General features: G+C 35.9%; 12 protein-coding genes and 1 pseudogene. 8 read left to right on the plus strand and 5 right to left on the minus strand.

The annotated features are described in order from the left end of the window. The 5 genes from EEL30_13095 (at window position 1) to EEL30_13115 (ending at window position 5,872) form a co-directional block, all read left to right on the plus strand. Window positions 1–921 (plus strand): DUF4179 domain-containing protein, encoded by a 921-nt coding sequence (locus EEL30_13095; GenBank protein QDX93160.1) that lies wholly within the window; start codon window positions 1–3, stop codon window positions 919–921. Between the two features lie 632 nt (window positions 922–1,553). Beyond that, on the plus strand, window positions 1,554–1,787 hold the full coding sequence (locus EEL30_13100) for a hypothetical protein (GenBank protein QDX93161.1): 234 nt from the start codon (window positions 1,554–1,556) through the stop codon (window positions 1,785–1,787). Between the two features lie 148 nt (window positions 1,788–1,935). Then, entirely contained in the window at window positions 1,936–2,424 is a 489-nt protein-coding gene (locus EEL30_13105) for an accessory regulator AgrB (protein QDX93162.1), read from the plus strand. A gap of 680 nt (window positions 2,425–3,104) precedes the next feature. After that, window positions 3,105–4,097 carry a carbon-nitrogen hydrolase family protein gene (locus EEL30_13110; protein QDX93163.1) on the plus strand — a complete coding sequence of 331 codons (993 nt, stop codon included), beginning with the start codon at window positions 3,105–3,107 and terminating at the stop codon, window positions 4,095–4,097. A gap of 266 nt (window positions 4,098–4,363) precedes the next feature. Next, a complete protein-coding gene (locus EEL30_13115) occupies window positions 4,364–5,872 on the plus strand; it encodes a recombinase family protein (GenBank protein QDX93164.1) in 1,509 nt (502 codons plus the stop codon). Window positions 5,873–6,026: 154 nt separating this feature from the next. Here EEL30_13115 and EEL30_13120 read toward each other — a convergent pair whose 3' ends face one another. Next, a complete protein-coding gene (locus EEL30_13120; GenBank protein QDX93165.1) occupies window positions 6,027–7,571 on the minus strand; it encodes a recombinase family protein in 1,545 nt (514 codons plus the stop codon). A 166-nt stretch (window positions 7,572–7,737) separates the two neighbouring features. Next, window positions 7,738–8,146: pseudogene (locus EEL30_13125) on the minus strand (hypothetical protein). Window positions 8,147–8,558: 412 nt separating this feature from the next. Here EEL30_13125 and EEL30_13130 point away from each other — a divergent pair. From EEL30_13130 to EEL30_13140, 3 genes are read left to right on the plus strand one after another with little or no spacing between them, the layout of a single operon-like run. Further along, complete coding sequence (locus EEL30_13130; protein ID QDX93166.1) at window positions 8,559–9,227, plus strand: hypothetical protein; 669 nt, start codon at window positions 8,559–8,561, stop codon at window positions 9,225–9,227. Next, window positions 9,208–9,723 (plus strand): post-translational modification of quorum-sensing peptide protein, encoded by a 516-nt coding sequence (locus EEL30_13135; GenBank protein ID QDX93167.1) that lies wholly within the window; start codon window positions 9,208–9,210, stop codon window positions 9,721–9,723. Before EEL30_13130 ends, EEL30_13135 begins: the two co-directional genes overlap by 20 nt. Before the next feature lie 5 nt (window positions 9,724–9,728). Then, on the plus strand, window positions 9,729–9,860 hold the full coding sequence (locus EEL30_13140) for a cyclic lactone autoinducer peptide (GenBank protein QDX93168.1): 132 nt from the start codon (window positions 9,729–9,731) through the stop codon (window positions 9,858–9,860). A 585-nt stretch (window positions 9,861–10,445) separates the two neighbouring features. Here the strand turns inward: EEL30_13140 and EEL30_13145 are convergent. The 3 genes from EEL30_13145 to EEL30_13155 all read right to left on the minus strand — a co-directional run bounded on the left by EEL30_13145 (window position 10,446) and on the right by EEL30_13155 (window position 12,631). Continuing rightward, window positions 10,446–10,718, minus strand: coding sequence for an XRE family transcriptional regulator (locus EEL30_13145; protein ID QDX95760.1), 273 nt, complete (start codon window positions 10,716–10,718; stop codon window positions 10,446–10,448). 877 nt (window positions 10,719–11,595) lie between these two features. Next, entirely contained in the window at window positions 11,596–11,886 is a 291-nt protein-coding gene (gene lepB / locus EEL30_13150; protein ID QDX93169.1) for a signal peptidase I, read from the minus strand. Window positions 11,887–12,385: 499 nt separating this feature from the next. Next, window positions 12,386–12,631: a hypothetical protein gene (locus EEL30_13155; protein ID QDX93170.1), complete on the minus strand. Its 246-nt coding sequence runs from the start codon at window positions 12,629–12,631 to the stop codon at window positions 12,386–12,388. Window positions 12,632–12,694 lie beyond the last annotated feature (63 nt).

The raw sequence follows: 12,694 nt of genomic DNA on the forward strand, positions 1-12,694 counted from the left end.
ATGACTTGTTATGATATTGGGTTAATTCAAGCATATATAGATGGAGAACTTTCTCTTGATACAAGAAAGAAATTAATACAACATCTAGATACATGTGAAGAGTGTCAAAAATCATTACTAGAAATTAGTAAATTAAATCAATGGGAAAATTTGATACTTGATGAAGAGTGTATACATTCAACACAAGAAGTCAAGATTGATGTAGAACAAGCGTGGAAAACATTCGAAAGCCATTCCCAGTTAAAAAATGTGTCTGATATAAATCATAAAATAGAGAAGAAGAAAGGGATGTTTACAAACATGAATAAAAAATCAAAACGTTTAGTTTATACAGCAGCAGCAGTGGCAGGACTTTTTACAACAGCAATGATTCCACAAGTACAAGCTGCGGCTGCTAATATTGCCTCTTATTTTTCTAATGTAGTTTTAAATGATACGGTTGTAAATGAGGGAATGGTAGAAAATGATGTAACACAAGATATGACAAAAAATGGTCAATTTACGCCTATTAGTGAAAAGATAACTGATCAAGGTATTACTGTACATTTCAAAGAATTATATGTAGCAGATCAACGTATATCTGTTCATTATACAATTGAGAAAGATGATGGAAGTTTAGTACCGTATGAATTTGATACAACTGGATTAGATCTTAAAAGTGATGGAAAGGTAAACGGACAACAAATTCAAGGTACAGATGGTTTACCGTTTGAATTAATGGCAGCAGGAAAAAAATTAGACGCTGTAGGCGTTCGTGATACAGAGGGTGTCGTTACGTTTGTTGTATTTGAAAGTAATAAAGAATCTTTTAATCAACCACTTACGTTAGATGTAGATATAAATAGAATTGGAAAAGCAGCTGGATCTTGGAAAGGTCAAATTCAAATTGATCCTGCAAAATTAAAAAATAAAACAAATTAAAATGAATCCTGGGAATGTCAACGTGTTGGAACATAAAGGTAGTAAGTGGGGTAGCGTTTGCGGCCGGTGAGCCTGTTCTGATCGATTTACAACCTGCTAAGAAAAAATAATATTATAAAGCTACAGACTTTACGCATCCAAAAGGGTGCGTTTTTTTGATTATATTGATCATACTAGTTGTTCCTATTGCTTTTCTAATTGTTATTAACCAAAGCTAAGATAAAGGTCCAGATAACAGAAAGCCATCGATTAGTTCAACAAGCTTTCGAGAACTTCTATCTCGTACATTTTAGTGAAAATTTCCCTTTTTATATGCTCTTGCTCCCATTGCTTGTTAACAATGCGTTTCATGAGCTATATTATTTTGTGTAGTTAATTTCGCCAATTCCGTAATCACTTCTGGCTCTGTTTTACCTTCTATGCTTAAGTGCTCTACATATCGTTTTAGCTGTGCATTATCCATCCATTTAAACTCCTATCAGCTTTTTTGTACTTTTCGATACCATAAGTACATTTTTCTATCAGTCTACCCGTCGGCTGATAGATGAATACCATGCTTTGTAGGAGAAAGATAAGCAGCGATCGCCGAAAACTTATAATAAGTAACGCAAGGTTAAAAAGCATACTGCTGGATGCTTATCCTTTATTGGAATTCAATTTATATCCTACTACTTACTGATGCAATCCGACATAATATTTTAGAACAGTTTCAAGAAGTAGGAACCTATTTATTACAAATTCTTTCCGATCTGATCATCTTCTTCATTGCATGGATGATAAAAGTATTAAACATGGGTTATAGCTTTATAATTCAACCGCCACACAATACGGCATACAAAACAAAAATGACCAAGCTTACTGTATGAATTATTGCGGCGATAGTTTTGGCTGCCTTTGTTCTAATAAGTCTTTTGTACGTGCTAATTGTAAATCAGGAAAGACCATATGTTATTCTTACATATGTTTTAATCCCTCTAGCTATTTTGCTTTGGTTGTTACGAAAGAGAGATTATTATGGTTGAAAAGATTTCAAAGAGACTCGCTATATTAATTAATCAGGCAAACCCTCAAACAAGTAGCGTTCCGGTATTGAGCTATTCAATATCGGTTATGCTCAATTTTTTGTCGATATTGATATTTTCAACCTTAATTGGTTATTTATTTGATAAATTAGCCGATACAATTATAGCGTTGTTTTCTTTTATATTGTTGAGAGCATTTTCGGGTGGGTATCATCTAAAGTCGTTAGACGGGTGTGTAGTAGTCACAGTAGGTATTATGGTGTCTATACCGCATATCCTTATGATTCCGTTAATAACTCTGATCTTAAATATAATTTCAGTGGTCTTAGTTCTGTTGCTAGCTCCAAACAATGTCTTTGATGAAGTGAGAGTATCAAGAGAAAAATACCCCTTACTGAAGATAATTTCATTTATTATCGTTTGTACAAATTTTATTTTTACATCTCCAATACTTACATTATCCTTCTTCATTTCTCTTTAAGAATAGCACTCAACCGGCATCGACCGCTTTTTTGTGTCCAGGATATTGACTCAAATCCAAAGATGGTTGCTCGATAATCGTGGGTTTTTTCTTTAGTTTTATGAGGAAAAGGTCTTTTGTTTTATACAACCGCGCTTGAGAAACTGAGTAAATGCACGAACAAAAACGCATTGGACAGAGTTGGGATAACAATACCCCGACAGTACGTTTTGAGGGTAAAGAAAGAGTTCAAAACGCACCACAGTACGTAGGTATGAGGGGGCGCATCTATCAACAGATCGATCAATTTTATAAAAGTAAATTTTAACAATCAGAAAGGGATCCCAATTCCAAAGAGTGTCAATGGACGGTTGAAACAACTCAGTAGAATTATCAATACGGACGAATTTTTAATGGTTGAATATACGGCTAACGAGATGGAGGTGCCTAATCGGGTGCCTTTTTGTATTGGGATCAGCTTTGTACAATCTAAGTTCTGGTGATACCGATATTCTTGAGTTTGATCGTGTTAGGGCGTCCCCTGAACATTAATTATGTAAAAGATGAAGTGGATGGATAAAAAAATAACCAACTGGATGGTTACACCAAATTTAGTAAATGATAACATTTGTAATGCAAGGAACAATTCTAACTCATTAGAAAAGTTAAGGGATAAAAAATTACAATTAGGAGGAATTACGATGAAGAAATATCCTAAATACCGTGCAGCAGCTGTTCAAGCAGCACCAATATATTTAAATTTAGATGCAACGGTTGAGAAATCTTGTAAATTAATTGATGAAGCTGCATCTAATGGTGCAAAGTTAGTTGCATTTCCAGAAGCATTTCTTCCAGGTTATCCTTGGTTTGCATTTATTGGGCATCCAGAATATACAAGAAAATTCTATCATGAACTATATAAAAATGCAGTCGAAATTCCAAGCCTAGCGATTCAAAAAATAAGTGAAGCAGCCAAAAGAAATAAAACTTATGTTTGTATTTCTTGTAGTGAAAAGGACGGGGGTTCTTTATACCTAGCGCAATTATGGTTTAATCCGAATGGAGATTTAATTGGAAAACATAGAAAGATGAGAGCGTCTGTTGCTGAAAGACTTATCTGGGGTGATGGAAGTGGAAGCTTAATGCCTGTATTTGAAACAGAAATCGGTAATTTGGGTGGACTTATGTGTTGGGAACATCAAGTACCATTAGATCTTCTTGCGATGAATTCACAAAATGAACAAGTTCACGTAGCTTCTTGGCCAGGATATTTTGATGATGAAATTTCAAGTAGATATTATGCAATTTCTACTCAAACTTTTGTATTAATGACTTCATCCATTTATTCAGAAGAGATGAAAGATATGATTTGTTTAACACAAGAACAAAAAGAGTATTTCAATACATTTAAGAGTGGGCATACTTGTATTTATGGACCAGATGGAGAACCAATTAGTGAAATGATTCCAGCAGAGACAGAAGGAATTGCCTATGCGGATATTGATATAGAAAAAATAATTGATTTTAAATACTATATTGATCCGGCTGGCCACTATTCTAACCAAAGCTTAAGTATGAATTTTAATCAAAATCCTACACCTGTGGTTAGAAAATTTGGAGACAACAAAAATGAGGTTATCACATATGAAAAAATTAATCTATTAGTAGGTAGTGAGCAGTCGACTCTGGTCTGAAAATAATACATGAACAACATGGAATAAGATCATTGTTTTTTATAAAACGATGATCTTATTTCATGTTGTTCTTTTATTTTCGAGCAGGTTATCAAGTCTAATCCGACCGGGTTTATTTTTTTCGAAAGCAGACAAGCAGATCCTGCATAACCTTTATGGGGGGGATGCATAGGTGCATATCAAAGTGATTGAGGGCGATTCAACTGAAAAGATACGTCTATCCTGCTATGCTTATCTGGAAGAAAAGTACAGAAAGGAGAGGTTAGATGATCGGAGTATACGCAAGGGTGAGTACAGAAGAGCAAGCCAAGAAAGGGTTCAGCTTGAAAGACCAGGTAGCCGAATGCCGAAAGAAGGCGAAGACAGATGAGATCTTAGAGTATGTAGATGAGGGGATTTCAGGGGAATTCCTCGACCGCCCAGCACTAACGAAAATGCGCCAGGATGCCCGAGATGGGCTAATAAAGAAAATCATCTGTTTAGATCCCGATCGACTTTCGCGTAAACTTATGAACCAACTTATTATTACAGATGAGTTAGACAAGCGCGGTGTGGAATTGGTCTTCGTTAACGGTGAGTATGCTAAAACGCCCGAAGGTAATCTGTTTTACAGTATGCGCGGTGCAATTGCAGAATTCGAGAAAGCGAAAATAACAGAACGCATGAGCCGAGGACGAAGACAAAAAGCTCGGCAAGGTAAAGTGTTGCGGGACTTTCAAGTATATGGATACGACTTTAATAGAGAAAATGAACAGATGGTTATTAACGAAAACGAAGCCCAAATCGTGAGGCTTATATTCGATTTATTCACAAAACCAAACGATCTCGTAAAAGGGATAAATGGGATCGCTCATTACCTTACAAAAAAGACAATTCCGACTAAACGTGGAGCTAATGTGTGGCATCGTCAAGTGGTTCGTCAGATACTTCTGAATCGCGCATATATTGGAGAGTTTTATCAAAATCGTTGGAACACGGAGGGAATGCTAGGTAACAAGCATAAGGCCCCAGATGATCGTGTCCCAATGAGAGTACGCCCGAGAGAAGAGTGGATTCAAATCCCTTGCCCTGCGATTATAGATAAAGTAACATATGAACACGCACAGCAATTACTAAAAGAATCACGGCGTAGATGGGCAAAAAAGAGTCATAACCAGTATCTTTTAAGTGGAATAGTACGCTGTGGAGATTGCGGCAATACCATGACGGGAAGAAGAACAAAAAACTGGGGAAAGCATGTACTTGAATATACTGATCTGAAAAATTTCTCAGGTGCAAAAAATACTGGTTGTGGTAGAAAAATCAAAGCTGAGGATTTGGAGAACGAGGTATGGGGAACAATTATGGCTTGGTTGGACCAACCAAATGAAATTGCAGCAGCAAGCGAAGTGGTGCAGGATGATAAAAGTGTTTCATTAGAAGAAGTAGAAATATCCAGACTGGAAACAGAAATTGAAAAAGCCAAGTCCGGTAGAAAACGCCTGCTTACTTTATTTTCCCAAGGGATGGACATATCCGAAGAAGAGATCCGCCAATCCTTCCGCGAACTGAAGGAAAGAGAAGAGGAAATAACAAATAAACTCGCCGACCTTAATGAATCTGTTCAGCATCGGACGAGTAATAAGCACAGCCAGAACCTACTAAGGGAAGCAGCGGAATATTATTTGAATAAAGGACGAGAGGAAATGACCTTCGAAGACAAACAGGAAATTATTCGTCACATTGTCAGAGAAGTGAGGGTGTTCGAGGACAGTGTAGAGATTTATACATTTTAACCAGCGCACCACTAATGACTTTAGAATAGAAATCCTAATGCATCTACGTAGTTTGAAGAAAACCAAGAAGGATGTATCTCTGCACGATCCGATTGGAATGGATAAAGAGGGAAATGAATTGCCACTTAGGTGTTATCCATCTAAGTGGCTTCTTTTATGGCAATTTTGGATATAGAGTAATTTCAAACTGATCATTCTTTTGATACTTCTCTTTTCGATAAACAGCCTTTTCTAATATGGACTTAATTAAATCATTCTTCTCGGCAGGATCGTCAGTCTTTTCATAAAGGTCTATCACTTGTTCAACTCTTGGAATGATGTCATGTTGTGCTTTGTTACGCTGTATTTCTATTTTGAGTTCTTGCTCTGCTGTATGAATCGCTTGTTTGACAACTTCTGTACGTGTGGCTAAATTATGAGAACGTTCAAGATAAGTTTCTTCATTGTAGATTCCTCTTTCCAAGAAATCGTGTAGCCGAGCTTTTTGGTTTTCTAATTCATCAGCTTCTCGACGCAAGCTTTTTAAAGCCGTCTCTTTTAACTCAATCGAATTATTTGGAGCCTCAGGCTCTTTATATTCATCCCAATTGGTTTTGTATTGTTTAAGCCATTTCTTTAAGTTTCCTACCACAGCGGTTTCAACATAATCAAAACGGCTGCTTTTATTCTTACATAATTGATTATAGCATTTTAAGTGAGCTGGCTTATCTCCATACGGTCTGTAAACCATAGAAGATCCGCACATATCACATCTGATTATCCCTGCAAGGGGATTAGTAATACCATTTACAAGCTGGAAAGGTACATGATATTTTTTCTTTAAAATTTCATGGGCTTTATTAAATAATTCTTCGGAAACAAGAGGTTCATGTTTTCCTTGGGAATCAATCTGTTCCTCAGGAGGCTTGTTTTTAGTAACACGCTTTTTGGTAAGGTCTGTAGATTTTTTATATTGTTTTTTCTGCCATTGGATACGACCTATATAAACTGCATTTTTGATAATGGTTAAAACAGAGGATGAAGCCCACGGTATACCTGTATAGGTTTTAAACCCTATCTCATTTAATCTCTTGGCGATATTACTTGCTCCTAAGCGATGCTGATAATCGTCATGCGCATACCAATCAAAGATCATTTTAACTACGGGTGCTTGCTCTGGATGAGGAACAAGGTATCTTTCTTTTCCTTTTTTCTCAATTAAATAGCCATACGGGGGACGTGTAGCTATGTAGTTGCCCTCTTCAATAGAACGGATACGTCCACCCTGCAAACGACGATTAATGATTTTCAATTCTTTACGTGCCATAAATGCTTCAAACTCGCTGTATTCTTCGTCCCACTCATCATCGAGGTCGTATGTTTTGCGCGTAGTTATTATTTTGGTTTTAGATTCCCGAAAAGTTTCTAAAATTAAGCCTTGTTCCTGCATATTACCACGTCCAAGGCGATCCATATCCATAACTAAAACGGCATCATATTGTTTATCTTTCACTTCTTTTAGAAGCTCCTGCATTTCTGGACGGTAGAGGAGGCTTTCACCAGAGACGATTTCCTCACGTATTTTGATGATGTTTAAATTCAAGTGCTTTGCAACCTTGAGCAAAGCCTTTTTATGTTTAGCAAGGGTTTCCCCTTCACCACGGGATTCTGCTTCTAAATCAGCACGTGATTTACGTAGATACATGGCGACGCGTTCCATATAACACCCCCAAAAAGCAGAATTATTTAAGGATTCCCACTATAATAATCTTAATACATCACCGTATAGGACTACAAGTGTATGCTTATATATGATGTGGATTTGAAATAAAGTGCAAGAGAAAGCCTGACTAATTTATTCATGCATTACTAGTGTCATATGTTCGTCAAGCATTTAGATCTGTTATGGCTGGTACATGAATCTCTTTGACGCAAGAAACTTTTGACAAGTTCACAACACATTTGACTAAAGAGACAATATCCTGGACTGGAATCCGTGTGCCGTTATATTCAGAAATGGCTTTTTCAGCACCAGCCTCATATGGGATTTCCGCCGCTAGTTCACCTGGATTGATGCAAGTGACAGCAATTCCATCTTTCCTAACATGTTCTCGCAAAGCATTTGTTATACCACGTAACTTCCAGCCATATTCGCTGAATTCCTTCATTTAAGTCTAAGCTTTTAGGTCTGCTTCTGGAGACAATCCATACCTGGTCTCCAGAATTGGGTAACCCTTTGACAAATGCGTCTCCTAAATCTTTGCTAGCTCCGAATATAATATAATTTTTCACCAAACGAATCAGTCCTCCCCTTTTCTGTGATTTATTCAGATACTATCATCTTTCAATCAATCTGTTTTTATCTTCCATAAAAAGAAGTAGATCACTCTTGAGCCTCCCAGCTTAGTGATCTACTTCATTGCCAAAACGATCCATCCCTTTGAAGGGACAGTCTATTGTATGTCCGTAGGTGTTACCAGCAACCTGCGGTCTTTATTATTATATTCAAGCTTCTATTCTTATAATACCATATTATTGGCATGAATAAACAGATTTATCAGGATAATTACCATTTAGGTGAAAAAACAAAAAAACTATTTTCATATCTGATTATAAAATAGGAAGAAAAAGATGATATTGAACGGCGAAGACTGTTACAATCATAGTAGTTTTGCACTAAAAACCAGAAGGGTGTGTAGAGGGAAATATGGTTGAAACAATTCTTTTTTATCTATTTTCTTTATTTGAGTATCTGGCGATATTTACTCTCATGTTTGCTTTATTCAGATTTGAATTAAAAGAATATCTTATTGAAATTGTTGTATTAAGTTTGATTATAACGTTCTTTTCGCACTACTTGAGGGCATTTTTAAAAATAAATGATTTTGCTCCATTAATTCTTTTGTTAGGGTTAATTGTTTTGTTCTGGGTAATATGTCGAATACCTATTTTCTATGCCTCTGTAATGGTTGTAACATCTTATCTAATGTATGGATTGTTTCAATATATAACATTTACGATAATAAGTAGTTTTATTGTATTGTCCTTGAATGATATTAGATTAGATTCGGAATCTGGTTATCTGTTGCAGATAACAACTATCGTTCCAACTTTATTAATTAGTCTTGGATTGCGAAGAATGAATTTTGGCTTTAGCTTTATTCCAACCTGCTTTGTTCGCATTAAATTTAAAGGATACAACTTAGCGTTACTAATAACTGTCTGCCTTGCTGTTGTACTATTTGGTTTTTTTAATTATTGGATATTTGCAAGAGGAAAATTCGCATTCATATCACTAGTCTTTTTAGGTATATTAGGAGCGTTAATCTATTTATCAAAAGAAAGGGATATCAAAAATGATCGATTCTTTAGCTGAGAAGCTTGCTAGAAGTATAAAAATAGCAAGTGAAGACGATAAGGTAAACGAGGAAGTGATGAAATTCGCACTAATCATTTCCCTAAATACTGCAATTGTTGTTCTTATATCTTTGATAATTGGGCAATTAACCGGAAAAGTTGTAGAAACAGGTATAACTATATTATCGTTTTCACTTTTGAGAATGGTATCAGGTGGCTTTCATTTTAAATCAGCAAACCTATGTACAGTTACTTCAATCTCATTTGCTGTTATTTTACCTCATATACCAATCACCTCAGGAATGAATTATATTTTATTAGCTTTAAGTCTCTTATTAGTTATACTGTATGCTCCTAGCAACATAGAGGGGCACTCAAGAATACCTAAGGAAAAATACTCACTATTAAAGGGTGTATCTGTTATTATTGTATTAAGTAACTTTTTATTTCTTTCTCCTATTTTATCAAAAGCGTTTTTCATACAATCAATTACATTGATTAACAGAGGAAGGTGAATGACATGAGAATAAGACTAGCTCGTTCTGTTTCTGCAACATTGACTTTGATGGCAAACTTCTTCGTTAGCACTGCATCAGCATTTATGGTGCATCAACCAAAGCCACCCAAAGAACTGCTCAAAAATGAAAGCTGAAACTAATGCCGATATTTCCTGTTATTTACAGAAAAAGCAATTGTATCGTTTATTTGGATACAAAGGATGTTTTGCTTGTGAAGTTTGCTAGGGATGAAAATATCATTTATGCAGAAGGCAACAACCAAGTGTATTCGACCGTTGCACGACCTTATATAGATAAAATAATGGAAGTTCTTAAAAATAAAAAATAATGATCAGGAGAGCCTTTTGGCTCTCTTTTTTGTTGTGAAAATGTAAGTTTTTCAATTTGTTCAACCATTTTTCGTACGTATGAAAATAAGTGAATTTACTACATTTTACATGTTAAAATTTTACTTAGATTAAATTATACAACTCATTTTCCTGAAAAATAACATCTAATAAGATTCAAAAAAATTTAGTAGTGTTGAACTTTAAAGAAAGATAGGCCCTTTTATTATTTTGCTGGGGGTTGTGAGATGACTAAAACTAGAAAAGAGAATTTCATTTTTGCATCAAACGACGTTGTAGCAATTAAGACTATTCTAACAAGTAGAAAGCAGTTAGCAAAAACGTATAAAGAATAATTAAAAGCCATCCTGTCTTCTTAAAAAGGATGGATCGTTATTTTTTTGTTTCTGATTCAAAAGCTTTAAGAAGTTCTTTTACAAGATGTTTTTTGCTTGGGGGGAGACTACGGATACGATCGATAATATCTTTGTCTTCTTCTGATAAAGTCGGGTCATTAAGGACAGAGATAAATGGGTCTATTAAAACTCTATTGCTTGTATCTTCAGATCTTCCTAATAGATAGTCAATAGACACATTAAAAAAATCAGCGAGTTTATGGAGAGTCTCATTGTCCGGTTCGCGTCTTCCTGCTTCATGTGGCAGCATTAAACTTCGATTGGAGACTTTTTTTGATGATAAATGCGTCCAAATGACACAAAAAGCTTGAAAGAGTGAATCCAATGTCAATATCAACTAGGTAGTCCCATCCACTTCACCTCATATAGATAGATCAAGGGGTGATGACCAAATGAAATACGATATGACAATTCAAGATGGTCAAACAATTGTGAACATTGTAGCTCCACCTCCAATGACTGAGGAGGAAAAAGAGAAAGTGCTTCGGGATTATCACAATGCAGGTTGGGCAATTATCAAATCACTTCATGCCAAAGGTATTTCGGTATGATCGCCCAATCTGGGCGTGGTGTACAAGCTTACAAAAATTCCCCCAGGTGAGCAGCCCGAGGGAGATCCTGAAAGATGAACACAAACTAATAATACATGACATTTATATCCAGTAGGAGTGAGAACAAATGGCGAACGAAGGATATGCACGTCAACAGATAGGTCTTTATCTAAAACATTTTCAAATAAATAGCATGAAATCTAGTGTCAGGACACAAGTTTCCTTGGGCCCCTTTCTAATCTTCTGGAGTGCGATCAAGAAAAAGCTTAGTGACAGAAGTATACTCTCCATTTTCTACTTCATCAGCGCTCGCTTTTTCTTCAAGTGGATCATGACCGTTGATACTTGGGGCTATCGTTGGTTCATCCTTTGCAGAACGTTGTTTTGAGTCCATTATAATCACCACCCTACGATTTAATGCTTACTAAAGGATAACAGACGTTTAGTTATTTTATGTTCTAGGTTTTACTTATTTTTAAATATCTATCCAATGGGATGACATTTAACACAACACACGATGCTGAAGAAGCTTAACCCTAGCAATCGTGGCAAAAAAAAACAAGCCTTTTAAGCTTGCTAAGGATTAGACCATTTCTTGATCATCTTACCTTTAATTTTCTCGATTTCAATTGGCCCATATTCCCGACTGTCCGCACTATTCACCCGATTATCACCAAGTACAAACACACTTTCTTGAGGAATTGTAAAAGGACCAAAGTCATATGTAAATTGATTCCCATCCTGTTTTTCTTTCAGTTTGTATTCTGATAAATATGGTTCGTCTATGGGTTTTCCATTTATGTATAAAACATCTTCCTTAGACTGAACAGTATCGCCAGGGATACCAACAACTCGTTTAACATGCATCTTGTTCTTTTTAATATCATTAAAACTCTCATCAGAACCACCTTACCATAAGTTATTTCAACTAATAATAACACAAAAAGATCATTGTGATGGACGGCTATTCAGGATTTGTATATCCAATTAATACGTATCAAGGGAGGAAGCACAATGACTGAACAGCAGATCATTGAAACACTGGCAACTAAGGTGATGGGCATATGTCGAATGTGTCTAAATGCCGAGATAGTAAACAGCGAAAATGTCTGCGTTGAGTGTGTCAGGGAATTAGACTAGTTAGCTAGAGGATATATTCACATTGTGCAGCGAGATAAGGAGGGAGTATATGAGAGAGATTACACTACAATGTGCGAATTGCGGCTCTGAAGAAGCAAAGATGCCTATTGTAGAAAGAAAGAAGTTTTACGATACCCTGTCAATTCAGTGCAAATGCGGAAATTGGCTGGTTAAGGGTGGTGTCATGGGGACTCCAAGCAAAATAAAAGCTGATTTTACTTAATAGTTATTTTGCTACTAAAACATAAATCGAATCAATCAATACGAAAACTTGAAATGAGGCAACACCAAAAAACATAAAAGCCATCTTACGGTTTTTGTTCAACTCAATTGACCCTAAAGAAGCCATGATAACAGCTAAGCCCAGCATAGATAATATTCGTAAGAAAGGAGCACTGGTTATAAGGGAAGCTATTGTAATTACAATGGCAATTATTGAAATGACGTTAAACCAAAGAGGGTTCTTTTTCATTAGACTCACCAACTTATCTTTTTAGTAAATTCTAACATACAAATTGACCATGCATGTAACCAA

It is taken from the genome of Brevibacillus laterosporus (assembly GCA_007833815.1).
Lineage (GTDB): Bacteria > Bacillota > Bacilli > Brevibacillales > Brevibacillaceae > Brevibacillus_B > Brevibacillus_B laterosporus_D.

Excerpts from the sequence above, each read along its gene's own strand:
- EEL30_13095 (QDX93160.1), top strand. The coding sequence starts at position 1 with ATGACTTGTTATGATATTGGGTTAATTCAAGCATATATAGATGGAGAA.
- EEL30_13100 (QDX93161.1), top strand. The coding sequence starts at position 1,554 with ATGCTTATCCTTTATTGGAATTCAATTTATATCCTACTACTTACTGAT.
- EEL30_13105 (QDX93162.1), top strand. The coding sequence starts at position 1,936 with ATGGTTGAAAAGATTTCAAAGAGACTCGCTATATTAATTAATCAGGCA.
- EEL30_13110 (QDX93163.1), top strand. The coding sequence starts at position 3,105 with ATGAAGAAATATCCTAAATACCGTGCAGCAGCTGTTCAAGCAGCACCA.
- EEL30_13115 (QDX93164.1), top strand. The coding sequence starts at position 4,364 with ATGATCGGAGTATACGCAAGGGTGAGTACAGAAGAGCAAGCCAAGAAA.
- EEL30_13120 (QDX93165.1), bottom strand. The coding sequence starts at position 7,571 with ATGGAACGCGTCGCCATGTATCTACGTAAATCACGTGCTGATTTAGAA.
- EEL30_13130 (QDX93166.1), top strand. The coding sequence starts at position 8,559 with ATGGTTGAAACAATTCTTTTTTATCTATTTTCTTTATTTGAGTATCTG.
- EEL30_13135 (QDX93167.1), top strand. The coding sequence starts at position 9,208 with ATGATCGATTCTTTAGCTGAGAAGCTTGCTAGAAGTATAAAAATAGCA.
- EEL30_13140 (QDX93168.1), top strand. The coding sequence starts at position 9,729 with ATGAGAATAAGACTAGCTCGTTCTGTTTCTGCAACATTGACTTTGATG.
- EEL30_13145 (QDX95760.1), bottom strand. The coding sequence starts at position 10,718 with ATGCTGCCACATGAAGCAGGAAGACGCGAACCGGACAATGAGACTCTC.
- lepB (QDX93169.1), bottom strand. The coding sequence starts at position 11,886 with ATGCATGTTAAACGAGTTGTTGGTATCCCTGGCGATACTGTTCAGTCT.
- EEL30_13155 (QDX93170.1), bottom strand. The coding sequence starts at position 12,631 with ATGAAAAAGAACCCTCTTTGGTTTAACGTCATTTCAATAATTGCCATT.